Source organism: Vibrio sp. QJM3NY_39 (assembly GCF_057785895.1).
On record NZ_CM173505.1, the window covers coordinates 3,318,985 to 3,343,716 of the forward strand.

Here is a 24,732-nt window from a genome sequence, read left to right on the forward strand (position 1 = left end):
CATACGTCAGCCTTTTTTATTGCCGTAAAATCAACGGACATAAAAAACGCCAACCGAAAGGTTGGCGTTTACAGTTATTACTTGGTGTTACTTAAACAGTCTTAAGCTTTCAGCGCTTTAAATGCGTTGATTAGACCGTTAGTTGAGCTGTCGTGAGAGGTTACTTGAGCATCGTCAGCAAGCTCTGGAAGAATTTGGTTTGCTAGTTGCTTACCAAGTTCTACACCCCATTGGTCGAAGCTGAAGATGTTCCAGATAACGCCTTGAACGAAGATCTTGTGCTCGTACATCGCGATTAGGTTACCTAAAGAGCGAGGGTTGATTTGCTTAACAAGAATAGAGTTCGTTGGGCGGTTACCTTCAAATACTTTGAAAGGTACAAGCTCAGCCACTTCTTCAGCTGTTTTGCCAGCCGCTAGGAATTCAGCTTCCACGGTCTCTTTTGTCTTACCGAATGCTAGTGCTTCAGTTTGAGCAAAGAAGTTAGACATTAGCTTCTGGTGGTGATCAGATGCTGGGTTGTGGCTGATAGCAGGGGCAATAAAGTCTGATGGGATCAGCTTAGTACCTTGGTGAATCAGTTGGTAGAAAGCGTGTTGGCCGTTAGTACCAGGTTCACCCCAGATGATAGGACCTGTTTGGTATTCTACTGGGTTGCCTTCACGGTCAACAAACTTACCATTTGATTCCATGTTACCTTGCTGGAAGTAAGCAGCAAAACGGTGCATGTACTGATCGTAAGGTAGAATCGCTTCTGACTCAGCGCCATGGAAGTTGTTGTACCAAACACCAATAAGAGCAAGGATCACTGGAATGTTGCTTTCAAACTCAGTTGAAGCAAAGTGGTTATCCATCTCGTGTGCGCCGTCTAGTAGCTCAGCGAAGTTATCGAAGCCGATAGAAAGTGAGATAGAAAGGCCGATTGCAGACCATAGTGAGTAACGACCACCAACCCAGTCCCAGAATTCGAACATGTTGTCAGTATCAATACCAAACTCAGCAACTGAAGTTGCGTTAGTTGATAGCGCTGCGAAGTGCTTAGCTACGTGTGCGTCATCACCCGCTTCAGCCAGGAACCAATCACGAGCAGAGTGTGCATTCGTCATTGTTTCTTGAGTCGTAAATGTCTTAGATGCTACTAGGAACAACGTTGTTTCTGGGTTAAGAGGCTTAAGTGTCTCAACAATGTGAGTGCCATCTACGTTAGAAACGAAGTGCATGTTCAGGCGAGTTTTGTATGGCGTAAGTGCTTCAGTCACCATGTATGGACCAAGGTCCGAACCGCCGATACCGATGTTAACTACATCAGTGATCTCTTTACCTGTGTAACCTTTCCACTCACCAGAAACGATGCGGTGCGTGAACAGTTCCATTTTCGCTAGTACTGCGTTCACTGCTGGCATTACGTCTTTGCCATCAACCATTACTGGGTTGTCGCTACGGTTACGTAGAGCAGTGTGAAGTACTGAACGACCTTCAGTCTTGTTGATTGCATCACCGCCGAACATTGCTTCGATTGCAGACTTAACTTCAGTCTCGTTCGCAAGAGCAAATAGGTGCTGCATCGTTTCAGCATCGATAAGGTTCTTAGAGTAATCCACTAAGATGTCAGAACCGAAACGAGTAGAAAAGCTCTCGAAACGCTTTGCATCTTGAGCAAACAGCTCTTTCATATCCATATCTTGAGCAGACTCAAAATGTGCAGTTAGAGCTTTCCACGCTTGTGTTTGCGTTGGGTTGATATTTTTCAACATGGTATCTATCCCGATGTTACTGTAGGTTTTATTCTAAACGTCACCTGGGTGATGAATAGAACCCCCGATTAGGCGAAAGTTTATATTTTTCTGTGATGACCAAACCGCGTCACCACTGAAAGATTCTTTGTAATTTTTTTTCACGACGTATTATGCCGCATATGAAGAGCTGTACCTTGAGATAAATCAGGATTCGATTTCCTGATACAAGAATCGGTACAGACTCTAGCTCTAACATAATTAAATGTGAGCGATACCTGATAAATTCAAGTTCAAAAGATAGCGTTAAACCACTTTTTTTCCAAATACATTATAAAGGATGGCGTATGTGGATTCAGAAGACTATACACCTAAATGCACGAAAGCGTGGATTTCATCTCATTACTGATGAAATTGAACAACAGATACACGATATCAATTCTCTATCTGTTGGTTTATTACATCTTTTTATCCAACATACCTCTGCCAGCCTCACGCTAAACGAGAACGCAGATCCTACCGTCCGTACCGATATGGAATCACACTTTAATAAGTTTGTACCTGAGCGAGCCCCCTACTACAGACACACCTATGAAGGCGATGATGACATGCCAGCCCACATTAAAGCATCGACACTTGGCACCAGTGTGACAATACCTATCACTAATGGTCGTTTAGCTTTGGGAACATGGCAGGGCATTTACTTGGGTGAGCATCGAGATTGTGGTGGCAGCCGTACGGTTGTTGCTACGATTCAAGGTGAGTAATCATAATTACCAAGAGCAACAAGTTCTTAATAAACATAATGATAGATAATAAAAAAAGGGGGACACAGTTATGTGCCACCCTTTAAAAACATGAGATATTCGAGTTAGTAAAACCAGATTAGAAGGGCTGGTTTATCATGACCCTAAAGGTCCCTTCATCACCACCTCGAGCTAACTCAGCACGAACAACAATACCCTCTACTTGGAAACGAACCGCGCCACCTAGGCTCCATTTCATATCCGAGTGCAGTGTTTTTATATCGTACTCATCAGCAACACGCCCGACTTCGGCAAACGCGACCCATTGCCACCAAGGCAAATCGTAATAGTTAATAACTGGGATATCACCCAAAGGTTGCCAGTCAGGAATCACTCGGTACTCAGCAGAGTAATGAACCGCAGAACGTCCGTGGTAGCGACCTCCTGTATAACCTCGTAAGCGATATAAACCACCCAATCGAGCTTGTTCAGTTTCCGGTGGACGAGCACAATCTTGCCCAGAACAGTTATCCCAGGTTGGTGTATCAGCGGTATAGAAATCGAGTGCCACGACTTGTTGGTCGAACAGGTCACCTAAAGGGCCTAATGCGAAGTACTGACTGTTTTGGAACGTCCACTTCAACCATAAATCATCGTTAGACCAGCTTTCTGCTCCGGTCGTGAATTCAAGGTTAGTATGAGAGCCCGTGGTTGGATTACGAGTGCTATCACGGTTATCCCAATCCAATGCCAGACTAAAGCCTGTCGCCTCTTCCGTGTTATTTAAACCTTCCAGTTCACGAGCGGTATAGAAAGGCGTGAAGATAATCGAACTGACACCTGACTCGACTGGCGAAGCAAAACTCACATCTTTGATTGGCTGAAAAGCCCCTAACAAGCCATGTTCTGCAACATTGCCCCAAGGTAGCAAATACTTGAATTCAAACTGATAGTTTTGCTCTAAGCCATCGGCAATGGTTTTATCATCAATAGATGAGTCGTTATCGCCTTGAGAGCCAATGTAATAAGGATTGTCGTTGAAGCGCGCTTGGTACATCTGAGTACTGAACAAAACATTTTCAGACAAAGCGTAGTTAAAGGCCGATAGAAAACCGACGTAACTGTCTTTGTCTGAATAAAGCGCCATACCAAACAGAGCGGCTTGAGGTTGCCAAACACCCTTTGCGACACCCGCAACCCCAAAGGTATTGCCCAATGTTTCAGTACTAAAATAGAAAGGGACAAAGGCTGAATCTTTTTCTTCACTCAAAACAGAAGAAGAAAAGCTAACACCGAGCAATGCCATAGCTGACGTTAACCAGTGTCGAGTCGTTCGCTTGAACATCATTTAGTTTACAAGATCCATAGCTACTTCACATACTCCATCGCAACACGTGAAGTCAGCTTAGTGACTAACTCGTATGCGATAGTGCCGATATGATCTGCTACTTCTTCTGAAGGTAAGCCTTTACCCCACAGAGTCGCTTCATCGCCCACTTGATCTGCAGCATCAGGGCCAAGGTCGACCGTTAGCATGTCCATTGACACACGTCCTGCGATCGGTACTTTTCGTCCATTAACGAACACTGGAGTGCCGTTAGGTGCCATGCGTGGATAACCATCACCGTAACCAATCGCGATCACGCCAACCTTGGTATCACGTTCACTGGTCCAGTTAGCGCCATAGCCTACGCTTTCACCTGCTTTAACATCACGAACCGCAATCAGATGTGAGGTCAAAGTCATCACAGGCTTAAAGCCAAGTTCTTGCGCCGATTTATCAGCAAAAGGCGAAACACCGTAAGAAATGATTCCCGGGCGAACCCAATCAAGGTGGCTGTTAGGCCAAGCCAATAGACCCGCAGAGGCAGCAAGTGAACGCTCACCTTCACAACCGTCAGTGAGAGATAAGAAAAGCTCAGTCTGTTCAACGGTGGTTGCTCTATCAAGTTCATCAGCACAACCAAAGTGGCTCATGTAACGTAGAGGCTTGGCAACATTCGCACATTGATGCAAACGCTCAACAAAGTTTTGGTATTGCTCAGGGCGAACACCTAATCGGTGCATGCCACTGTCGACTTTAAGCCATACCACAACGGGTGTTTCCAAATCTGCATTCTCTAGCGCGCTTAATTGCTCTTCACAATGCACCACGGTTTGAATGTTATTGGTCACCAGGATGGGTAAATCACCCGAAGAGTAAAACCCTTCCAGCAACAAAATGGGTTTAACAATACCACCAGCTCGCAGTTGTAAGGCTTCTTCAATACGTGCCACACCAAAAGCATCTGAGTTTTTCGAGTGCTTAGCGATATGCAGTAAGCCGTGCCCGTAGCCATTCGCTTTCACAACCGACATAACTTTACACTGTGGAGCCTTCGACTTTATCTGGTTCAGGTTATGTTCGAGCGCGTTTAAGTCAATGCTTGCCGTCGCTGCTTTCATATAAGTCATTAACTTACTCATCATCAAATGCAGGACCTGCATAGTTATCAAATCGGGAGTGTTGACCTTGGAATGTTAAACGAACCGAACCGATAGGACCGTTACGTTGCTTACCAAGGATGATCTCAGCGATGCCTTTCAGTGAACTGTCTGGGTTATAAACCTCATCACGATAGATAAACATGATCAAATCGGCATCTTGCTCGATAGAACCTGATTCACGCAAATCCGAGTTTACTGGGCGCTTATCAGCACGTTGCTCTAGGGAACGGTTAAGCTGAGAAAGTGCCACAACCGGAACGTTCAACTCTTTCGCTAGCGCTTTTAGGGAGCGAGAAATTTCGGCGATCTCTAACGTACGGTTTTCAGACAACGAAGGTACACGCATTAATTGAAGGTAATCTATCATGATCATAGAGATACCATCGTGCTCACGAGCGATACGTCGAGCACGAGAACGAACCTCTGTTGGTGTTAAGCCCGAGCTATCATCGATATACATATTCTTCTTATCCATCAGAATACCCATACTCGACGAAATACGTGCCCAATCTTCATCGTCTAATTGACCAGTACGAATCTTGGTTTGGTCTACGCGAGAAAGTGACGCAAGCATACGCATCATCAGCTGTTCAGCTGGCATCTCTAAAGAGAAGATTAAAACCGGTTTGTCTTGCTTCATCGCCGCGTTTTCACACAAGTTCATCGCAAACGTGGTTTTACCCATCGATGGACGCGCAGCAACAATGATTAAGTCAGAACCCTGTAGGCCTGCTGTCTTCTTGTTGAGGTCGTTAAAGCCAGTATCGACACCAGTAACACCATCTTGTGGCGATTTATATAAGATTTCGATACGTTCTAGCGTCTTCTCGAGAATGCTATCAACGTTTTGTGGACCTTCGTTTTCACTTGCTCGGCCTTCTGCAATCGCGAAGACTTTACTTTCAGCAAGATCAACCAGCTCTTCCGATGTACGACCTTGAGGGTCATAACCAGAATCCGCGATCTCATTCGCCACACCGATCAGGCTACGAACCAGTGCTCGCTGTGCCACGATATCAGCATACGCATTAATGTTAGCGGCACTTGGGGTGTTTTTGGCTAAGTCAGCAAGGTAAGCAAAGCCACCTACGTCTTCTAGCTGCTCACGAAGCTCTAAATGTTCAGAGAGTGTAATCAGGTCCAGAGGAGAACTTTCTTCAAGGATATCCTTTACCGCTTCAAAGATCAGACGGTGAGGACGGCTATAAAAGTCTTTGGCCACAACCTTTTCAGCAACTGTATCCCAGCGTTCGTTATCCAATAACAAACCGCCAATAACAGATTGTTCAGCTTCTAATGAATGTGGCGGGACCTTGATGGCGTCCACCTGATCGTTGGCTGATTTCTGACTTTTGGTATCCACTATGACTACACTCAATAACTAATAATGATCGTTCATTATACCCAAGAACACTCATTTGTAATCCGTTCCTAAGCGTTTGTTTTATTCTTCAGGAAGAATTTACCTATTGCTGACGGAATTAACCAAGGGTAGCATTACGATCCTGCCATTCACTCACTGTATAACTAGAGGTATGCGTGTCCAAATTATTGGCTCTGAGCACTGGTCTTCTAAGCTCTGGTCTTCTAAGCACCAGCCTTCTGATCTCTCCGTTGGCCTTAGCTGATGATGATGCTAAAGCCTCTGTCGATGCAATCCTCGACTCTATAGTAGTTTCAGAACCTACTGTTGAGCCGATCGTCGTTGCACCGACACCTGAAAAAGATATGGATATCGCACCAAGTGATACGAGTGACACAGAACTGCCGAACCCACTCAAGACGGAAGTCGAATTTGGGTATCAGTCGCATACTGGTAATTCTGATTCACGATCGCTAAATGCCCGCCTAAACGGTGAGTATACGGCTGGCCGTCATAGAACCAGTGGCGAATGGAAATACTACAACCTCTACAAAGACGGTGAAGAAGATAAAAGGCAATCGACTTACTCGGCTCAGAGTGACTACAAGTTAAGCCCTAAAACCTACCTTTACGGCAGCTTCAAAGGTGTCGACTCACGATACAGTGCTTACTTTAAAGACTACACAATCTCTAGTGGTTTGGGTTATCAGTTCTCGAACACTGAAGAGTTTGTGTTGGAAGTCGAAGTCGGACCGGGTTTTCGTTACCAAGAACCTAATCTCGATGAGTTGGACGACGATGACATCATCTTCCCAGAGATTGTTGAAGAGGCGATTTTCCGTGGCAATGTAAATACATCATGGCAGGTGTTGAAGAATTTGCAGCTCAAGGCTGATGTGACGTTAGTATCTGGCCACAGTAACCTGAAATTTGATACTGAATTAGAAGCGATCAACGATATTACTGACAATATTGCGCTGAAAATAGCTCACTCTCGCCAGTACCACGATAAGGTACCTGATGGATTAAGCAAAGAAGACTCTGTTCTGTCGATTAACCTGCTCTTTCAGTTCTAGTTTCAAGAGCTGCTCTAATCTCAAGAGCAGTTCTAGTCTCAAGAACTATTCTAATCTCAAGAGCAATTCTAGTCTTAAGGCCACTTCTAACCTTGAGAACAGACTGTTCAGCAATAGGAGCTTTTGGATCACTGTAAGCTTTTTACTTACCATAACCCCTTCGCTATGTTTTCCTATATTTCAGACATAAAAAAACACCAGCCGAAGCTGGTGTTTAAAACTTTCAAAAGAAAGAATTCGTCTTGGTACTGAAATTACTCAGCTGCAACGATAGCGATTTTCGCAGTAGCAAAAACTTCAGAGTGAAGTTGGATGCTTACTTCGAATTCGCCGATGTTACGTAGAGCGCCTTCAGGTAGGCGTACTTCGCTCTTAACTACTGCAACACCAGCTGCTGTAATAGCATCTGCGATGTCACGAGTACCGATAGAACCGAATAGTTTGCCTTCGTCACCAGCTTTAGAAGCGATTGTAACGCCTTCTAGAGTGTTAACTGTCTCTGCGCGAGCTTCTGCAGCAGCTAGTTGCTCAGCAACTTTAGCTTCTAGTTCAGCACGGCGAGTTTCGAACATAGCAACGTTGTCTTTAGTTGCCATAACTACTTTACCCTGTGGGATAAGGAAGTTACGAGCGTAACCAGATTTAACGTTTACTTGGTCGCCAAGGCCACCTAGGTTACCGATTTTATCAAGTAGAATAACTTGCATTATCTTAGTCCTCTTAAACTATTGTTAACTATTACCGATTACTGATGCTTGTCAGTGTACGGTAGTAGAGCTAGGTAACGAGAACGCTTGATAGCGCGAGCTAGCTGACGTTGGTATTTAGCACTTGTACCAGTGATACGGCTAGGTACAATTTTACCAGCTTCAGTGATGTAGTTTTTTAGAGTTGCTACGTCTTTGTAGTCAATCTCTTGTACGCCTTCTGCAGTAAAACGGCAGAATTTACGACGACGGAAGAAACGAGCCATGGGCTATCTCCTGATCTAAATTTAATAATGCGGTATTAACACAGGCTTATAAATAAGCGTAAGCAAATGCTTGTAGTGAAAATACCTAAACGAGTTGAATAAAATTTAATGACCTAAAAGGCCAAAAAAGAATTACTCAGCAGCAGCTTCTGGCTTAGCTTCTTCTTCACGACGTGGTGCACGTTCTTCACGGTCATCACGACGAGGAGCACGCTCTGCACGCTCTTCTTTTTGCTTAAGCATGATAGATTGCTCAGTCACAGCGCCTTTAGTGCGCATGATCATGTTACGTAGAACTGCATCGTTAAAACGGAAAGCAGTTTCTAGCTCGTCCATCACTTCTTGGCCAGCTTCAACGTTCATAAGAACGTAGTGAGCTTTGTGAAGTTTGTTGATTGGGTAAGCCATTTGACGGCGGCCCCAGTCTTCTAGACGGTGGATAGTACCGCCAGCTTCAGTGATTGAACCAGTGTAACGCTCGATCATGCCAGCAACTTGCTCGCTTTGATCAGGGTGAACCATGAATACGATTTCATAATGACGCATTTGGTTGCTCCTTACGGATTATTAGCTTCCACGAAAGGCTCGGTCGTCCAAGGGAAGCAAGGAACTAAAGAAAAATGACCGAGTTTTAAGGACGGCAAATATTATAGAAAGAACCCGGTATTGGCAAGCGGTATTTGGCTAATAATGAAACAGTTTTTCTTTCGCCATCTAGCCATCTGACAAACCAAACGATTCCGTCATAACAGCCTAAAAAGAAACGCCCACCAGCAAGTGGTGAGCGTTAATAAATTCATAGACTTAGAGTCGTTTTGCCTTTTGACTCAGCTTAACGCTATTGAGCTAGGCGCTGACGTACCGCTTCGAACAGACAGATGCCTGATGCTACCGAAACGTTGAGGCTCGACACGCTGCCTGACATTGGAATCTTAATTAGGTCATCACAGGTTTCACGCGTTAAACGACGCATGCCGTCACCTTCTGCACCCATAACTACCGCAAGAGGACCCGTTAGCTTCGCTTGGTAGATATCATGCGTTGCTTCACCTGCGGTACCCACGAACCATACACCCTGCTCTTGCAGTGCACGCATTGTACGAGCTAGGTTGGTTACGCGTACTAGAGGAACGGTTTCAGCTGCGCCACAAGCAACCTTACTTACGGTTGCCGTTAGCGGCGAAGAGCGATCTTTAGGTACGATAACAGCCGCCACACCCGCAGCATCCGCGTTACGTAGACAAGCACCTAGGTTATGAGGGTCTGTTACGCCATCTAGAACCAACAGCAGAGGCTGTTCGTGCTGCGCTAGGATATCGTCTAGGTGAGTTTCATTAAGCTGCTTAGCAGGCTTCACCTTAGCAATAAGACCTTGGTGATTTGCACCCTGTGCTTTTTCATCAAGCGGCTTACGGCCCATTTGTTGAATCGACACACCAAATTGCTGCAGTTGATTCAGTAATGGAAGAAGACGATCGTCTTGACGACCTTTAAGCACGTACGCTTCAATAAAGCGCGCTGGATCTTTTTCTAGTACGGCTTTCACCGCGTGAATACCGTAAATAAATTCGTTACTCATTGTCTCTGGTTACTCTTATTGCTCAGAGATGAATGACATCAAACCCGATGCACTCACCCCTGTGTTGTTTATTTCGAGAGTATGCGTCTTGCGCCTGATACTCTCGCATTAAAATCTTTTCGCGTTAAAGTCATCTCGCGTTAAAGTCATGTCGCATTAAATTAGCGCTGTGCTAAACCTAACTAGCAAAGCGCCTTATTAAGCTTAAGACTTATTAAGCTTAATACTTATTAACCTTAAGGCTTATAAACTTAAGACTTATCAGCCTTTGGCTTACGACTTGCGGTACGCTTTTTCTTAGCTCGCGCTTTCGCAGCACCGGTTTTATTCGCTGACTTCTTCTTAGCTGAACTTTCAGAGCTACCGTCTGGTCGCTTAGTCGGTTCAACTAAAGGCGTCGCAGGTACACCCGGCTTATTACTCTTCACCGCTGAACGCTTTTTGCTTTTCGCCTTTTTCATCGCTTCAGCTGCACGCTTCTTGGCCGTTTTACCTTTACCACGAGGCTGACGATCGGTGTCTTCTAAATCAAAGTCGATTTGGCGAGTTTCTAGATTAACCGCAGAAACCTTCACTTTAACCGAATCACCTAAGCGGTAGATGTTACCTGAGCTTTCACCGACTAAACGCTGACCAACAGCATCAAATTGGTAGTAATCATTCGCTAGCGCTGAGATATGTACCAAGCCATCAATATGCAGTTCAGTGAGACGAACAAAGAAGCCGAAGCCAGTCACGTTAGCAATTACGCCATCCATCACTTCGCCGACATGGTCTTGCATGTACTCACACTTCAGCCAGTCGTTCACTTCACGCGTAGCATCATCAGCACGACGCTCAGTCATTGAACACTGCTCGCCGTAGAAGTCCATATCATCGAAAGTGTAGTGGTAACCACCCGTTGGCGTCCAACGCTCACTCTGACGGCCTTCTTCTTTCGCAATAAGGTACTTAATCGCGCGGTGCAATAGCAAATCTGGGTAACGACGAATTGGCGAGGTAAAGTGAGCATAGCGTTTAAGAGCTAAACCAAAGTGACCTGCGTTGTCCGCGTTGTATACCGCTTGCTTCATCGAGCGCAGTAGCATGGTTTGGATTAACTCACGATCTTCACGCTCATTAATCTGTTGCATCAGTTGTGCATAGTCTACTGGTGATGGCGACAGGCCACCTTCCAGCGTTAAACCTAGCTCACTCAGGAAGCTCTTAAAGCCCGTTAAACGCTCTTCTCCCGGAGTATCGTGAACACGGTACAGTGCAGGTTCTTTCGCTTTTTCTACGTAAGACGCCGATGCGATATTCGCAAGAATCATACACTCTTCGATGATCTTGTGTGCATCGTTACGGATGACTGGCTCAATACGGTCAATCTTACGATCCGCATTGAAGATAAACTTAGTTTCTACCGTTTCAAACTCAATCGCACCACGTTCATCACGCGTTTTCTTAAGTACCTTGTACATCTTATGAAGCTCTTCAAGATGTGGAACTTCAGGCTCGTAACGCTCACGAAGTTCTTCATTGCCATCTAAGATAGCGCCAACTTTGTTGTAAGTCAGACGGGCATGAGAGTTCATTACCGCTTCGTAGTGCTTGTAACCCGACAGTTTACCTTTGTCTGAGATAGTCATCTCACACACCATACATAAACGGTCGACTTGAGGGTTCAATGAACATAGGCCATTAGAAAGGACTTCTGGCAGCATTGGCACAACTTGTGACGGGAAGTATACCGAGTTACCACGGTTAATCGCTTCTTTGTCTAGCGCGGTATCTGGGCGAACGTAGTAACTTACGTCAGCAATCGCTACCCACAGGCGCCAGCCTCCGCCTTTCTTCGCTTCACAGTAAACCGCATCATCGAAGTCACGCGCATCTTCACCATCAATGGTAACCAATGGCAGTTTGCGTAGATCAACACGTCCTTCTTTTGCTTCTTCAGGAACATGCTCACCGAGGTTTACGATTTGCTTATCTACCGCTTCAGGCCACTCTTGTGGGATCTGGTGAGTACGGATCGCGATCTGCGTTTCCATACCCGGAGCCATGTTTTCACCAAGAACTTCGGTCACTTTACCCATCATGTTACGAGAACGACCACCACGATCCGTAATTTCAATCACAACCACATTACCCATTCGAGCACCGCCTTTATGCTCGGTAGGGATCTGGATGTCGTGACTAATACGAGAATCATCAGCAACCACGTAAGAATGGCCATATTCTAGGAAGAAGCGACCAACAAGTGGGGTTTTTCTCTCTTCAAGAACACGAACCAAACGACCTTCACGACGACCACGTTTACTATTGTCAGTCGGCTGAGCCAGTACGTAATCACCGTGCATGATGGTTTTCATCTGGTGATGCGGCAACACGATATCATTGTCTTTACCCACACTGCCGTCTGGGCGAACCCAACCATGACCGTCTTTATGACCAATCACATAGCCTTTAATCAATTCCATCTTCTCAGGCAATGCGTAGCACTGACGACGGGTAAAGATAAGCTGTCCATCACGTTCCATTGCACGTAAACGACGACGCAGCCCTTCATATTGTTCCTCTCCAGCCAAACCCAAAGCTTCGAATAGATCGTTACGGTTCATTGGGATATTCGCGTCTGTTAGAAACGAAATAATGAACTCTCGGCTTGGTACTGGGTTTTCGTAATTTTTCGACTCTCGGTCGGCAAAAGGATCAACAGTGGTTGTCGCTGTCGTGTTTTCTGACATTGGTGTGTTTTTTGACATAGGCGGGCCTGCTTAAGCAAGGAATGTATATACCCCTAGTATATCTGATGCTAGGGGTAAGCTACAGATATGCTTTGGAAAAGCCTAAAATAACCTAAGATTGATACATATCTTCACTTTGTGAAACATCGCTTCATAGAGGCGGACTATCATCAAAATTTCAAGCAAACGATAAAACAAACGTTTGCGCCATGAATGAAATACACTATTATCCTGACACTTTACCAACTCCTGTTCTGAGTATTGATATGAAACTAAAACGCACCCTATTGGCTTCAGCAATGGCAAGCCTCGCTCTATTTCCATTCGCGAGTTCTGCGATGGAAAAAGCCGACCTAATGATTACCGATGCGATGGTTCTAACCATGAACCAAGACAAAACGGTTTATGAGAGCGGAACGGTTGTCGTGAAAGACAACAAAATCATTGCCGTTGGTGATGCTTCACTAGAGAAGCAGTACCAAGCGAAGCAAGTGTTAGACGTTGATGGCGATATCGTTATGCCAGGTCTCATCAATACTCATACTCACGTATCAATGACCGTGTTTCGTTCATTAGCCGATGATGTGCCAGATCGCCTTCACCGTTATATCTTCCCTCTAGAGAAGAAACTGGTATCGCGAGACATGGTACGCATTGGCGCTAATCTCGGTAACGTTGAAATGGTGAAAGGCGGTGTCACGACTTACGCCGACATGTACTACTTCGAAGATGAAGTTGCGAAAACTGTCGATAAGATCGGTATGCGTGCCATTCTTGGTGAAACCGTGATTAAGTTCCCAGTCGCTGATGCGGCTAATGCGGAAGAAGGCATCCAATACGCGCTGAATTTCATTGAAGAATACAAAGACCATCCGCGTATCACACCCGCGTTTGCACCACATGCGCCTTACACCAACACCACAGAGATACTGCAGAAGATCTCTAAGCTCTCTCTAGAGCTCGATGTACCAGTAATGATTCACCTAGCAGAATCACACCGTGAAGAAGAGAAAATCGCAGAGCGTTCAGATGGGCTATCACCGGTTCAATACATGGACAGCATTGGCGCACTCAACAAAAACTTGGTGGGTGCACACATGATCCTTGTTGACGATCATGATATCGAACTGGTAAAAAAATCGGATATGGGTGTGGCTCACAACATGAGTGCTAACATCAAGTCAGCAAAAGGTGTATCTCCTGCGCTTAAGATGTATGACGAAAATGTTCGTATTGGTTTAGGTACTGATGGCCCAATGTCTGGTAACACACTGAGCACCATTGATGAATTCAACCAAGTCGCTAAAGTTCACAAGCTGGTGAATAAAGATCGTGCCGCAATGCCGCCGATCAAAGTGATCGACATGGCAACAATGGGCGCAGCAAAAGCGCTACACATGGAAGATAAGATCGGTTCTCTTGAAGCGGGTAAACTCGCCGACATCATAGTGATCGATACGAAAGCGCCAAACATGGTTCCGGTCTACAACCCATACTCTGCATTAGTTTACTCAGCTAATTCTGGTAACGTTCGCCACACCATCGTTGACGGTAAGATCATCATGCAAGACCGCGACATGCTAACAGTCGATGAAGATAAGATTCGTCAAGAAGCACTCGACTTCACTAAAGTCGTTCGTAAGACGGTGATTGAATCTGGTGAAGTTGTTCAATAACGCCACCGAGTGAGATAAACGGTTTACCGTTAAGATCAAAAAAGGCCTCATAGGTATTTACCTACGAGGCCTTTTTATATCGATATCTTTCTATATCAAGATAGATGGCTAACGAGTGCAGTCGTTCACCATCAACCTTAATTAATATTCGTCATTACCAGAACACGTCTCGACGTTTTGCTCGAGCGATAATATTGTCTGGCATTCTCTGTTCCAGACCGCTACGAAGCACGGTGATGCGTTTGTGTTGCCTATCATCCGCAGTCACCGAGTTGTATAACCAGCGGTAAGCATCTTCATAATCTAACGGGCTACCGTAATCACGCAGCAAGAGTTCCGCTAAGTGAATACTCGCACTTAGGTTACCCATAGAGGCCGCTTCACGTAAATACGGAATCGCGCGCTCTTTGTCCTGTTGAACCAAGGTTCCACGAGAATAATAACGACCTAGCTGCTCTAGTGCAGCCGGTAAACCTTGATGCGCCGCGTTTTCCATATAGTAAATGCCAAGCTCTACATCTTGTGGAACACACACGCCCCAAGCCAACATATCACCGTATAAAAACTCATAAGAAGGCAAGCTAATACGCGTCGCACGAGCAACGATATCTTCAACTAACTGGCACTTATCAGCTTTCACTCGCTCTAGGTGTTGATTATTCTCGATTAAATTAATCAGTTCAGCTTCTGTATATATTGGAACGGGCTCTCCCACGTCAGTCAAATTTGCATGACTCAAGGGTGAGCTCAGCGCCATTATCAATGAAGCTGCTACAATTCGTAGCTTCATACCTGCACTCTATTATCTGTCGCTAAAGTTATCTATTGAGGGCCGCAGAGGATTTCTACACGCACAAAACAGGGTGAACTTCACTTTCCATGATATCTGTATCGGCAATAACCCTGACGGCTTTAGACAAAACTTGCCGCTAATGGGCAATATTTTGCCTGATGACGCTTAAAAGATCACCATCAAAGAGTGCATGGCTAAATTGCAGGTATTAAAAAGCCGACTTAATAAAGTCGGCTTTTAGAAAACTATTTCATTATCAGAGCACTTTAATTAACAAAGTACTTTAATTACCACAGCACGGTTAGTGCCTGGTAATCACTCAGCGGGCATTATGCGCCGTATGGGTGAACCTTGATGATAGTTTCGTTACGATCTGGGCCAGTTGATACGATATCAATTGGAACGCCAGTTAGGTCTTCGATACGCTTGATGTAATCTAGAGCAGCTTGTGGAAGCGCGTCGATAGATTTAGCACCAAATGTGTTTTCAGACCAACCAGGCATTGTTTCGTAGATTGGCGTCGCTTCTTCGAATGACTCAGCAGCCATTGGAGAAACTTCTAGGATAGAACCATCTTTCATCTTGTAACCAGTACAGATTTTTAGTTCTTCTAGGCCATCTAGAACGTCTAGTTTAGTTAGACAGATACCAGATAGAGAGTTGATTTGGATTGCACGACGCATAGCAACAGCATCGAACCAACCAGTGCGGCGTAGACGACCAGTCGTTGCGCCAAACTCGTGACCAACATCGCCTAGGTGCTTACCAACTGGGTCTTGTTTTTCAAGGCCATCGTATAGCTCAGTTGGGAATGGACCTGAACCAACACGAGTACAGTAAGCCTTAGTAATACCAAGGATGTAACCGATGTGACGAGGACCAAAACCAGAACCTGCAGCAACACCACCAGCAGTCGTGTTAGAAGACGTTACGTATGGGTAAGTACCGTGGTCGATATCTAGTAGCGTACCTTGAGCACCTTCGAACATGATCTTGTCGCCGCGCTTACGTGCTGCGTCTAGTTCGTCAGTTACGTCGATAACCATCGCAGTTAACATGTCTGCGTAGCTCATCGCTTGCTCAAGAACTTCTTCGTAGCTTACTGTTTCAGCTTTGTAGAAGTGCTCTAGTTGGAAGTTGTGGAATTCCATAACTTCTTTTAGCTTCTCAGCAAATGCTTCTTTATCGAAAAGGTCGCCAACGCGTAGACCGCGACGAGCAACTTTATCTTCGTAAGCAGGACCGATACCACGACCCGTTGTACCAATAGCTTTAGCGCCACGAGCGATTTCACGCGCGTTGTCGATTGCAATGTGGTACGGAAGAATTAGAGGACAAGCTTCAGAGATGAAAAGACGCTCACGTACTGGGATACCGCGTTCTTCAAGAGGTTTCATTTCTTTAAGAAGTGCGTCAGGCGATAATACTACACCGTTGCCAATAACACATTTAACGTTATTGCGTAGGATACCTGATGGAATTAAGTGAAGAACGGTTTTCTCACCGTCAATTACAAGTGTGTGACCTGCATTGTGACCGCCTTGGTAGCGAACCACGTATTTTGCATCTTCAGTTAAAAGGTCAACGATTTTACCTTTACCTTCATCACCCCATTGGGTGCCTAGAACGACTACGTTATTTCCCATCTTTCCAATTTCTGTTGCTAATTAAAAATGGATTCTAGCACCGAATCACATTTCTTGCAGTCATTTTTTGTTCATAATTGTTAAAGCTAACGACAAGCAAATTTGCAATGACACCGCGAAGATCCGTAAAGATGCTGATATTATTATCTTTTTACAGACAAAAGGCAGCAACATGTCTAATTCTATCTGGCTCGCAATCGGGCTTGTTCTTATCGTTGAAGGGCTGGGGCCCTTGATTGCACCCAATGGCTGGAGAAACATGGTTGCTCAATTAAGCCAACAGCCAGACACGCAACTGCGTCGAATTGGCGGTTGCCTTGTGGTTGCTGGCGTCGTTATCGCTTTCATGACCTACCGCTAGGCTTTCTCAAAGCACGGCTCTGTCGCTCGATTTCCCTCGATGACGCAATGGCCAATATTTAGTCTTCAGTCTTCAAAGAATAGAAAACAAAAAGGCTCCCATAATGGGAGCCTTTTAAGTTTTAACGTATTTTGCTTATTGAGCTAAGCATCCGCTAACGCATCAGCTTATTTTGCTGGAGCACCGCTTGCTTGATTCATGTATTGGAAGAAGTCAGTCTTCGGATCCAGTACTAGAATGTCGCTCTTATCGCTAAATGAAGTCTCATAAGCTTGCAATGAACGCATGAAGCCATAGAACTCAGGATCTTTACTGTACACATCAGAGTAGATCTTCGCTGCTTCTGCATCTGCATCACCACGAGTGATTCGAGCTGTACGGTCAGCTTCTGCAAGAACTGTTGCTACTTCTAGCTCAGCTTGAGCACGGATAACTTCTGCTTTCTCACGACCTTGAGAACGGTGTCTACGAGCAACCGATTCACGTTCTGCACGCATACGGCGGTAGATAGATTCACTGATTTCGTCAGGAAGGTTAATCTTCTTCATTCGGAAATCAACAACTTCAACACCTAAATCAGCCATCGCACTTTCTGACGTTCCAGACAAAACGTTTTCCATGATCTTGTCGCGTTCGCCATCAACTTCTAGAGCTTCTGCAGCCGCTACCGTTGTAACAACTTCGCTATCAGCAGAGTCTGGCAGGATGTCCTTATTACGAGGGCCTGACACGATCTGCTTAATTTCACGAGCACCAATTTCAGAACGAAGAACATCTGTCACTTTACGCTCAAGAAGTGCTTCTGCCGTCATGATATTGCCGCCGCCGGTACTCAGATAAAAACGTCCAAAATCAGCAATACGCCATTTTGCGTAGGTATCAATTAGAACGTCTTTTTTCTCTGATGTTACGAAACGGTCAGAACGACCATCCATCGTTTGAATACGAGCATCAAGTACTTTTACGCGATCAAACAGTGGCAGTTTAAAGTGCAAGCCTGGTTCATAGATTCGTGATACGCCGTTGTCATCGAGAACTCGACCAAAACGAATTACCATGCCACGTTCGCCTTCTTGAATCACAAATAGTGACATCAATAGAAGGGCAATCGTCACAACTAATACAGGGATCATTAATTTACGCATTATTAGTATCTCCCTTGACGTGAACTGTCTGAACGAGTTTGAGTGCTAGACTTTGGATCCGCTTGAGTTTCTAACTCAATTTGATCGTAAGTTGATGATGCTTTTGCAGGGCGAGTACCCGACTGAGAACCACCTTGTGCGCCTAGCTTATCAATTGGTAGGTATAGCAAGTTACCGCTTGATTCAGAATCAATCAGGACTTTCGATGTGCTTGAGTACACTTTTTCCATTGTATCAAGGTACATACGGTTACGTGTTACTTCAGGAGCAGCTTGGTATTCAGGTAAAAGCTTCTCGAACTGAGCAACCTGACCCAAAGCACCATTAACAATACGCTCAGAGTAACCGACCGCTTCTTTCTTCAAACGCTCAGCTCGACCTGTTGCTTTTGGAAGAATGTCATTTCGGTAAGCTTCAGCTTCACGTTCAAAACGCTCTTCATCCTCACGAGCCGCGATAGCATCATCAAATGCATCTTTCACTTGCTCAGGTGGACGTGCTGACTGGAAGTTCACGTCAACAATCAGAATACCCATGTCGTAGCTATCAATAATACGGTTCAACGTTTCTTGAGTGCTCTGACGAATCTGCTGACGACCACTTGTTAGGATACTATCCATTAGTGAGTCACCAATTACCGCACGAAGCGCAGAATCAGTTGCTTGGCGTAAGCTATCATCCGCATCCGTTACACGATACAAGTACTTGTACGGGTCAGAAACACGGTATTGAACGCCCATTTCAACCGTCACAACGTTTTCATCTTTCGTTAGCATGGTGCCAGAAGCACGTAGAGAACGAATCGCTTGAACGTTAACCAGTTGCTCATCTTTAATTTCATCGATGAAGCGTGGGTGCCAGTTAAGACCCGGTTCTTCGATACGGTCGAATTGACCCAGTCGAAGTACAACGGCTCTTTCTGCTTCGCCAACGGTGTAGAAACCAGCGAAGAACCAGATAGCAATCGCAATGACAGCAATGACACCAAAGCCAATCGCACCGCCACCACCAATAGATGGCCCGTTACCGTTGCCACCTTTTTTACCAAACTTGCCACCTAACTTTTGACTTAGTTTACTAAACACTTCGTCTAAGTCTGGCGGTCCTTGATCTCGGCCGCCGCGATTATTGTTCTTACCCCAAGGGTCATTATCGCGGCCGTTATTATCGCCGTTGTTATTATTTCCAGGCTCATTCCACGCCATTAGAAAGCTCCATCATTTGATATGACGTTATACTGTAGCAGTCTCTTTGGTAACGATAAAGTCACCTAAGAGCGCCCCTTCTCTTTTTTCAAGTTTAGACCAATCTATTTGTTGCATTCGGATATCTATCAACAAGTTACCATTTTCATCATACTCTTCCTGTTGAATACATTTCATCTCGAAGAATAAGCTGCGAATACGGCCTTGATGTTGATGTGGAATACACAACCGGAATTGAACCATTTGACTCGCTAAACGCTCAGTTAAAGCCTCAAACAGCAGTTCAATCCCTTCTCCTTCCATTGCAGAAACCCAAACAGCGCGTGGTGCGCCCTCTTCGTCTCTTTCAATTCGAGGTTTTTGGTCTTCCATGCAGTCAATTTTGTTCATGACTACAAGGGTTGGCACTTCATGAGCATCGATTTCTTCTAATACTTCATGAACAGCCTGAATGTTCTCACGAAAGCGGTCATCACTGGCATCAACAACATGTAACAAAATGTCAGCTTCCTGCGTCTCTTGTAACGTAGCCTTGAACGCAGCGACCAAGTCGTGTGGTAGATGACGGATAAAACCTACGGTATCTGCGAGAATTGCAGGCCCGACATCTGCCAATTCAATCTTACGTAGTGTTGGGTCTAGAGTTGCAAACAGTTGGTCTGCCGCATAAACACCTGCACTAGTGATTTGATTGAAAAGTGTTGATTTCCCTGCGTTGGTATAACCAACCAAAGAAATTGTTGGGATTTCAGCTCGATTACGAGCACGTCGTCCTTGTTCACGCTGCTTAGCCACTTTCGCTAAACGACGTAATATCGCTTTTATACGGTCACGCAACAAACGTCGATCGGTTTCCAGTTGAGTTTCACCTGGACCACGAAGACCAATACCACCTTTTTGCCTTTCAAGGTGAGTCCAACCACGAATCAATCGGGTAGAGATATGACGAAGCTGAGCGAGCTCAACTTGTAGCTTACCTTCATGAGTTCGCGCACGTTGTGCAAAGATATCTAAGATTAAACCCGTGCGATCAATCACACGACATTTACACAATTGCTCGAGGTTTCGCTCTTGGGCAGGAGAGAGAGAGTGGTTAAAAATCACAATTTCAGCACCGGTCAGCTGAACGGCTTGAGCGATTTCTAGGGCTTTACCTTCTCCAACGTAGTATTTAGGGAGTGGGGATTGTCGGCTACCAGTAATCACTTGTAGCGTTTCTACCCCCGCTGAGGAGACCAGCATTTCACATTCGCTTAGGTCTTCCCATTCTCCCTCTTGCGTGAAGTTGATATGAACAAGTACGGCTCGCTCGCCGGATTCATAACGGTCAAACAAGCAACCAACTCCTTATTACAGCGCAAGCTGTATCAATTGAACGATTAATCTTCAGTCTTCTCTGGACGATCAGATGGCGCACGCTGTTGCTCGCCGCTGTGGTGACTAACTGCACGAGCAGGAACCACAGTAGAAATCGCATGCTTGTAAACCATTTGGTTTACTGTGTTCTTCAATAAGATCACGAATTGATCGAAAGACTCGATCTGACCTTGCAGCTTGATGCCGTTAACAAGATAGATAGAGACTGGAATGCGCTCACGACGGAGTGCATTTAGGAATGGGTCTTGTAGCGATTGCCCCTTAGCCATTTTATTTTCCTTATTTATATTTTGTTGTAATTATTTAGCTAGTGGTGCACAAAAAGGTGCGGCCTTTGCATCTGAGCTAAACGAATAAAAAAACTCCGTTGTTATTGAAAGGCTGTGATTTTTAAAAGCCTCAATAACTGATCCTTTTCAGAGTATATTCACGCAAAAAGCGATCACATTATACACAGCAATACTAATCAGATGCTATTGCATCTGAAAGAGTTTCTAACGCCTGATCAATGTTTTCGCTATCCAACCAAGTTAAATCATCCCAACTGCGTAACCAGGTGATTTGTCGCTTGGCCAATTGACGGGTTGCGCAGACACCACGGAAAACCGCTTCGTCTAAATCGCAATTCCCATCTAAATAATCCCACATCTGCCTATAACCAACGCATCGGATCGATGGCAGTTCAGGGTGAAGATCGTCTCTGGCATATAACGCCTTCATCTCATCTTCAAACCCCGCCTCTATCATCTTCTCAAAGCGAAGTTCAATGCGGCGATGGAGCTCTTTCCTTTCCTTGGGAGCTATTGCAAATTGTTTTACACGAAATGGCAGGCTATCGCCTTTCGTTTGAGTTAGCTCTGTTAATGTTTTACCCGAAATTCGGTAAACTTCCAATGCCCTTGAAAGCCTTTGTGGATCATTTGGGTGTATTCTTTCAGCGGATACGGGATCTATCTCTCTTAATTGATCATGCAATGCCTGCCAACCCTGTTCAATAGACTCCGCTTCAATCTGCTTACGAATCTCTTGATCCGCGGCCGGTAATGGCGATAAGCCTTCCAACAATGCCTTGTAGTACAGCATTGTGCCACCAACCAGTAACGGGATTTTTCCTTCCGCTACAATCTTATTCATTTCATTGATCGCATCACGACGAAAATCTGCCGCAGAATACGCTTCGCTTGGATCGAGAATATCAATCAAACGATGGGGCGCGAGCGCGAGCTCTCCTGCATCCGGTTTAGCGGTGCCGATATCCATGTCTTTGTAGATCAATGCTGAGTCGACACTGATGATCTCTACTGGGTATTTCTGACGTAAGCGGATAGCTAAATCTGTTTTTCCTGATGCCGTAGGGCCCATTAAAAACAACGCTAAAGGTAATTTTTCAGTCATGATATTTTGTATTTGTTTCTCTGTTAGAGCGCTTTATAAAAAAGGGCTTTGTGTCGCGACGTATTCAGCTAAAAAGACAAATGCCATCGCGAAAAAGTTAAACCGTAAACGCGGCTATGGTCGCTGAAAAGTCGATAGGATTGACAAACTCTGGATCATCTAATGGAAGTAGACCATGCCAAAGCTGTTCAAGTTCCCCAACTAGTTGAACCGCTTCAGATAAAGTGTAGTCGCTTTTTACTTGTGCCGTTTGAATCCCGATCCAGTTGACCAATGATGGCAACATATCGTTAAAAACATTAGCAGCGTTAGAAACATTATCTGCGTTAAAAACAGTAGCAGCGTGATTATCGACAATCTGAGCGTTTAATGAAGCCGCGTAAGATAACAGATCTGGGATTAAAATTTGTAAGTTTTGCTGCCTCAACGGAGAAGGCACGCCCATCACCATTACCGCTTCACTGTTTCGCGCCTTAAGCTCAATCCCCAATAACGCCAGTGTTTGGCTCAACGCCTTAGCAACCTCGACAAGTTCACTACCAAGCTTAATCGATAAAGGCACCAATAACGGTTGGCTTTTTAACGCCCCTTCTCGAGTATCAAGTTGGCCAATCACACGTAGCAATTCCGCTTTGGCTAGAGACACCAATACACTGCCGTTTTTGTTTCCCATTACCAAATATTGGCGTTCCACTACCGAGACGGCTTTGCCTAAGTCCGTCACAGGAGCTCTTGGTTTTGAATGAACAGGATTCTGTTGAGCAGGCTTAGCTTCTATATTTTCTATGTTTTCTCTATTTTCTATGTTGTCTCTGGTTTCGACTGGTGCCACATGCCCTTGAGGAGGTGATGGAGCTACAACTTGATCATCAAAATCTGGCGTTTTCAGAAGCTCTTTGTAGGCTTTCACTTCTCGCTTAGAGGGCGCGGGTTCACCATGATGCTGGTGTGGCTCTTTCTCTTTTTTAGGTTCAGGTCGAGACTCGATCCACTCTTGACGAGGAGACCCGGTAAAACTGGTTTCGCGAGGCGACGAGCCTGTGTTAGCTGACGAACCTCGGCTAGATGACGAGCCTATGTTAAATAACGAACCAAGACTCGATGAAGAACCTCTGTTAGACGATGAACCTCGGTTGGCTGTTGAGCCATAGTGCTGTCCACCATCATTAACACTGTGTTGAGGTTGATCATTCGCTTGTTCAGACTCAGCTTTTCTCGGGTAGGCTGGCGTTTGCTCAATAGCATGTCGCGCCCTTTCAGATGGAGGGCTTTGATCAGATACTGGGTTTTGATCCGAATAAGCAGGGACAGTGCTTTCTTGCGTTGGGCAACTCGTCACATCACTAGATTCAGGCATTGCATTATCTTGCTGATAATTCGTTGCTTCTGATTGATGAAACGCAGACTGCTTGATTGGTACCGCATTAATCTGTTTGCTTTGGGTTAGTCCATCACTCAATGCCTGATAAATGAAATCATGCACAAGGCGAGCTTGGTGGAAACGCACTTCATGTTTTGCAGGGTGAACATTCACATCCACCTGATGCGGGTCTAATTCAATAAACAGTACATAAGTTGCGAATTGGTCTGGACGCAGGCTAGTCTCATAGCTTTGACGAATCGCATGATTGATCAGCTTGTCACGCATCATACGACCATTCACATAGCAGTATTGCAGATCGCTTTGTTGTCTTGCTCCTTCTGGCGTGGTGATCCAGCCATGAAGTTTTAGGCCTTGATGCTCAAGTTCGATCTTAAGCATATGACGAACAAAAGGATTGCCACATACCGCAGCGATGCGTTTTTCTGCTTGAACTTGTGTTTTGGCAGCGCGGTACTGACGAATCATTTTGCCGTTATGACGAAGGTTAATCGTCACATCAAAGCGACTCAATGCGATACGTTTAAGCAGCTCATCGATATGCGTGAATTCGGTTTTCTCGGTGCGTAAGAACTTGCGGCGTGCTGGCGTATTGAAGAACAGGTCTAACACCTCGACCGAAGTACCAATGGGATGCGCCGCAGGCTGCAGTTTCACCTGCATGTCACGGCCTTCACTGTGTGCTGCCCAAGCTTGATCTTGAGTGGCAGGGCGTGAAGTCATGGTTAAGCGTGCAACAGAGCTAATACTCGCGAGCGCTTCACCACGGAAACCAAGGCTGACGATCGCCTCAAGGTCATCAAGGGTATGAATCTTAGAGGTAGCATGACGGCTCAGCGCCAACGCAAGCTCATCTTTGACGATGCCCTTGCCGTTGTCACGAACGCGGATCATCTTAGCGCCACCTTTCTCGATATCAATATCGATACGTGTGGCACCTGAATCCAAACTGTTCTCAACCAACTCTTTTACAACAGAGGCTGGCCTTTCTACCACTTCACCCGCTGCGATTTGGTTAGCTAACCGAGCTGGCAGTATTTTGATCGTCATATTTACAGCTACCT

The 24,732-nt window shown here is 45.3% G+C and carries 21 protein-coding genes; 4 read left to right on the forward strand and 17 right to left on the reverse strand.

What is annotated here, in order from left to right; translation table 11 throughout:
- Positions 1 to 101 precede the first annotated feature (101 nt).
- The gene (gene pgi, locus AC3CHU_RS14670; RefSeq protein ID WP_004735848.1) at positions 102 to 1,754 is read right to left on the reverse strand and encodes a glucose-6-phosphate isomerase; all 1,653 of its coding nucleotides are present in this window, start codon (positions 1,752 to 1,754) and stop codon (positions 102 to 104) included.
- Positions 1,755 to 2,080: 326 nt separating this feature from the next.
- Here pgi and AC3CHU_RS14675 point away from each other — a divergent pair, with 326 nt between their 5' ends.
- Complete coding sequence (locus AC3CHU_RS14675) at positions 2,081 to 2,500, forward strand: secondary thiamine-phosphate synthase enzyme YjbQ (RefSeq protein WP_065205749.1); 420 nt, start codon at positions 2,081 to 2,083, stop codon at positions 2,498 to 2,500.
- Positions 2,501 to 2,618: 118 nt separating this feature from the next.
- On the opposite strand, the gene AC3CHU_RS14680 is transcribed toward AC3CHU_RS14675, so the two are convergent.
- The 3 genes from AC3CHU_RS14680 to AC3CHU_RS14690 are packed head-to-tail and all read right to left on the reverse strand — an operon-like array spanning position 2,619 to position 6,329.
- Entirely contained in the window at positions 2,619 to 3,824 is a 1,206-nt protein-coding gene (locus tag AC3CHU_RS14680; RefSeq protein WP_108209646.1) for a BamA/TamA family outer membrane protein, read from the reverse strand.
- A 23-nt stretch (positions 3,825 to 3,847) separates the two neighbouring features.
- Positions 3,848 to 4,933 carry an alanine racemase gene (gene alr, locus AC3CHU_RS14685; protein ID WP_017078240.1) on the reverse strand — a complete coding sequence of 362 codons (1,086 nt, stop codon included), beginning with the start codon at positions 4,931 to 4,933 and terminating at the stop codon, positions 3,848 to 3,850.
- A 4-nt stretch (positions 4,934 to 4,937) separates the two neighbouring features.
- Positions 4,938 to 6,329, reverse strand: a complete 1,392-nt coding sequence (locus tag AC3CHU_RS14690; RefSeq protein WP_171309440.1) for a replicative DNA helicase — start codon at positions 6,327 to 6,329, stop codon at positions 4,938 to 4,940.
- 176 nt (positions 6,330 to 6,505) lie between these two features.
- Here AC3CHU_RS14690 and AC3CHU_RS14695 point away from each other — a divergent pair, with 176 nt between their 5' ends.
- Positions 6,506 to 7,405 (forward strand): DUF481 domain-containing protein, encoded by a 900-nt coding sequence (locus tag AC3CHU_RS14695; protein ID WP_488524810.1) that lies wholly within the window; start codon positions 6,506 to 6,508, stop codon positions 7,403 to 7,405.
- Positions 7,406 to 7,659: 254 nt separating this feature from the next.
- On the opposite strand, the gene rplI is transcribed toward AC3CHU_RS14695, so the two are convergent.
- The 5 genes from rplI to rnr all read right to left on the reverse strand — a co-directional run bounded on the left by rplI (position 7,660) and on the right by rnr (position 12,707).
- The gene (gene rplI / locus AC3CHU_RS14700; RefSeq protein WP_004735854.1) at positions 7,660 to 8,112 is read right to left on the reverse strand and encodes a 50S ribosomal protein L9; all 453 of its coding nucleotides are present in this window, start codon (positions 8,110 to 8,112) and stop codon (positions 7,660 to 7,662) included.
- A gap of 38 nt (positions 8,113 to 8,150) precedes the next feature.
- Positions 8,151 to 8,378, reverse strand: coding sequence for a 30S ribosomal protein S18 (rpsR, locus tag AC3CHU_RS14705; protein ID WP_000090472.1), 228 nt, complete (start codon positions 8,376 to 8,378; stop codon positions 8,151 to 8,153).
- 132 nt (positions 8,379 to 8,510) lie between these two features.
- On the reverse strand, positions 8,511 to 8,924 hold the full coding sequence (gene rpsF / locus AC3CHU_RS14710; RefSeq protein ID WP_004735855.1) for a 30S ribosomal protein S6: 414 nt from the start codon (positions 8,922 to 8,924) through the stop codon (positions 8,511 to 8,513).
- Positions 8,925 to 9,216: 292 nt separating this feature from the next.
- Complete coding sequence (rlmB, locus tag AC3CHU_RS14715) at positions 9,217 to 9,957, reverse strand: 23S rRNA (guanosine(2251)-2'-O)-methyltransferase RlmB (RefSeq protein ID WP_004735856.1); 741 nt, start codon at positions 9,955 to 9,957, stop codon at positions 9,217 to 9,219.
- Between the two features lie 251 nt (positions 9,958 to 10,208).
- Positions 10,209 to 12,707 (reverse strand): ribonuclease R, encoded by a 2,499-nt coding sequence (gene rnr / locus AC3CHU_RS14720; protein ID WP_017078239.1) that lies wholly within the window; start codon positions 12,705 to 12,707, stop codon positions 10,209 to 10,211.
- 248 nt (positions 12,708 to 12,955) lie between these two features.
- On the opposite strand from rnr, the gene AC3CHU_RS14725 reads away from it, so the two are divergent.
- Positions 12,956 to 14,365: an amidohydrolase gene (locus AC3CHU_RS14725; protein WP_029224282.1), complete on the forward strand. Its 1,410-nt coding sequence runs from the start codon at positions 12,956 to 12,958 to the stop codon at positions 14,363 to 14,365.
- Positions 14,366 to 14,519: 154 nt separating this feature from the next.
- Here the strand turns inward: AC3CHU_RS14725 and motX are convergent, their stop codons facing one another.
- Both motX and AC3CHU_RS14735 read right to left on the reverse strand, forming a co-directional pair.
- Entirely contained in the window at positions 14,520 to 15,155 is a 636-nt protein-coding gene (gene motX, locus AC3CHU_RS14730) for a flagellar protein MotX (protein ID WP_004735859.1), read from the reverse strand.
- 332 nt (positions 15,156 to 15,487) lie between these two features.
- Positions 15,488 to 16,804: an adenylosuccinate synthase gene (locus AC3CHU_RS14735; protein WP_004735860.1), complete on the reverse strand. Its 1,317-nt coding sequence runs from the start codon at positions 16,802 to 16,804 to the stop codon at positions 15,488 to 15,490.
- Positions 16,805 to 16,976: 172 nt separating this feature from the next.
- On the opposite strand from AC3CHU_RS14735, the gene AC3CHU_RS14740 reads away from it, so the two are divergent.
- Positions 16,977 to 17,165: a DUF2065 domain-containing protein gene (locus tag AC3CHU_RS14740; protein WP_026012244.1), complete on the forward strand. Its 189-nt coding sequence runs from the start codon at positions 16,977 to 16,979 to the stop codon at positions 17,163 to 17,165.
- 167 nt (positions 17,166 to 17,332) lie between these two features.
- Here AC3CHU_RS14740 and hflC read toward each other — a convergent pair whose 3' ends face one another.
- The 6 genes from hflC to mutL all read right to left on the reverse strand — a co-directional run bounded on the left by hflC (position 17,333) and on the right by mutL (position 24,718).
- Complete coding sequence (hflC, locus tag AC3CHU_RS14745) at positions 17,333 to 18,310, reverse strand: protease modulator HflC (RefSeq protein WP_054548394.1); 978 nt, start codon at positions 18,308 to 18,310, stop codon at positions 17,333 to 17,335.
- A 2-nt stretch (positions 18,311 to 18,312) separates the two neighbouring features.
- Entirely contained in the window at positions 18,313 to 19,515 is a 1,203-nt protein-coding gene (gene hflK, locus AC3CHU_RS14750; RefSeq protein WP_017078236.1) for an FtsH protease activity modulator HflK, read from the reverse strand.
- A gap of 27 nt (positions 19,516 to 19,542) precedes the next feature.
- Positions 19,543 to 20,850, reverse strand: coding sequence for a ribosome rescue GTPase HflX (gene hflX, locus AC3CHU_RS14755; RefSeq protein ID WP_004735864.1), 1,308 nt, complete (start codon positions 20,848 to 20,850; stop codon positions 19,543 to 19,545).
- 44 nt (positions 20,851 to 20,894) lie between these two features.
- A complete protein-coding gene (hfq, locus tag AC3CHU_RS14760) occupies positions 20,895 to 21,161 on the reverse strand; it encodes an RNA chaperone Hfq (RefSeq protein ID WP_004735866.1) in 267 nt (88 codons plus the stop codon).
- 193 nt (positions 21,162 to 21,354) lie between these two features.
- Positions 21,355 to 22,287 (reverse strand): tRNA (adenosine(37)-N6)-dimethylallyltransferase MiaA, encoded by a 933-nt coding sequence (gene miaA / locus AC3CHU_RS14765; protein WP_054548395.1) that lies wholly within the window; start codon positions 22,285 to 22,287, stop codon positions 21,355 to 21,357.
- A gap of 97 nt (positions 22,288 to 22,384) precedes the next feature.
- Positions 22,385 to 24,718, reverse strand: a complete 2,334-nt coding sequence (gene mutL / locus AC3CHU_RS14770; protein WP_488524811.1) for a DNA mismatch repair endonuclease MutL — start codon at positions 24,716 to 24,718, stop codon at positions 22,385 to 22,387.
- Positions 24,719 to 24,732: the final 14 nt, after the last annotated feature.

Coding starts and splice junctions, on each gene's coding strand:
- pgi (WP_004735848.1), bottom strand. CDS start 1,754: ATGTTGAAAAATATCAACCCAACGCAAACACAAGCGTGGAAAGCTCTA.
- AC3CHU_RS14675 (WP_065205749.1), top strand. CDS start 2,081: ATGTGGATTCAGAAGACTATACACCTAAATGCACGAAAGCGTGGATTT.
- AC3CHU_RS14680 (WP_108209646.1), bottom strand. CDS start 3,824: ATGTTCAAGCGAACGACTCGACACTGGTTAACGTCAGCTATGGCATTG.
- alr (WP_017078240.1), bottom strand. CDS start 4,933: ATGACTTATATGAAAGCAGCGACGGCAAGCATTGACTTAAACGCGCTC.
- rplI (WP_004735854.1), bottom strand. CDS start 8,112: ATGCAAGTTATTCTACTTGATAAAATCGGTAACCTAGGTGGCCTTGGC.
- rpsR (WP_000090472.1), bottom strand. CDS start 8,378: ATGGCTCGTTTCTTCCGTCGTCGTAAATTCTGCCGTTTTACTGCAGAA.
- rpsF (WP_004735855.1), bottom strand. CDS start 8,924: ATGCGTCATTATGAAATCGTATTCATGGTTCACCCTGATCAAAGCGAG.
- rlmB (WP_004735856.1), bottom strand. CDS start 9,957: ATGAGTAACGAATTTATTTACGGTATTCACGCGGTGAAAGCCGTACTA.
- rnr (WP_017078239.1), bottom strand. CDS start 12,707: ATGTCAAAAAACACACCAATGTCAGAAAACACGACAGCGACAACCACT.
- AC3CHU_RS14725 (WP_029224282.1), top strand. CDS start 12,956: ATGAAACTAAAACGCACCCTATTGGCTTCAGCAATGGCAAGCCTCGCT.
- motX (WP_004735859.1), bottom strand. CDS start 15,155: ATGAAGCTACGAATTGTAGCAGCTTCATTGATAATGGCGCTGAGCTCA.
- AC3CHU_RS14735 (WP_004735860.1), bottom strand. CDS start 16,804: ATGGGAAATAACGTAGTCGTTCTAGGCACCCAATGGGGTGATGAAGGT.
- AC3CHU_RS14740 (WP_026012244.1), top strand. CDS start 16,977: ATGTCTAATTCTATCTGGCTCGCAATCGGGCTTGTTCTTATCGTTGAA.
- hflC (WP_054548394.1), bottom strand. CDS start 18,310: ATGCGTAAATTAATGATCCCTGTATTAGTTGTGACGATTGCCCTTCTA.
- hflK (WP_017078236.1), bottom strand. CDS start 19,515: ATGGCGTGGAATGAGCCTGGAAATAATAACAACGGCGATAATAACGGC.
- hfq (WP_004735866.1), bottom strand. CDS start 21,161: ATGGCTAAGGGGCAATCGCTACAAGACCCATTCCTAAATGCACTCCGT.
- miaA (WP_054548395.1), bottom strand. CDS start 22,287: ATGACTGAAAAATTACCTTTAGCGTTGTTTTTAATGGGCCCTACGGCA.
- mutL (WP_488524811.1), bottom strand. CDS start 24,718: ATGACGATCAAAATACTGCCAGCTCGGTTAGCTAACCAAATCGCAGCG.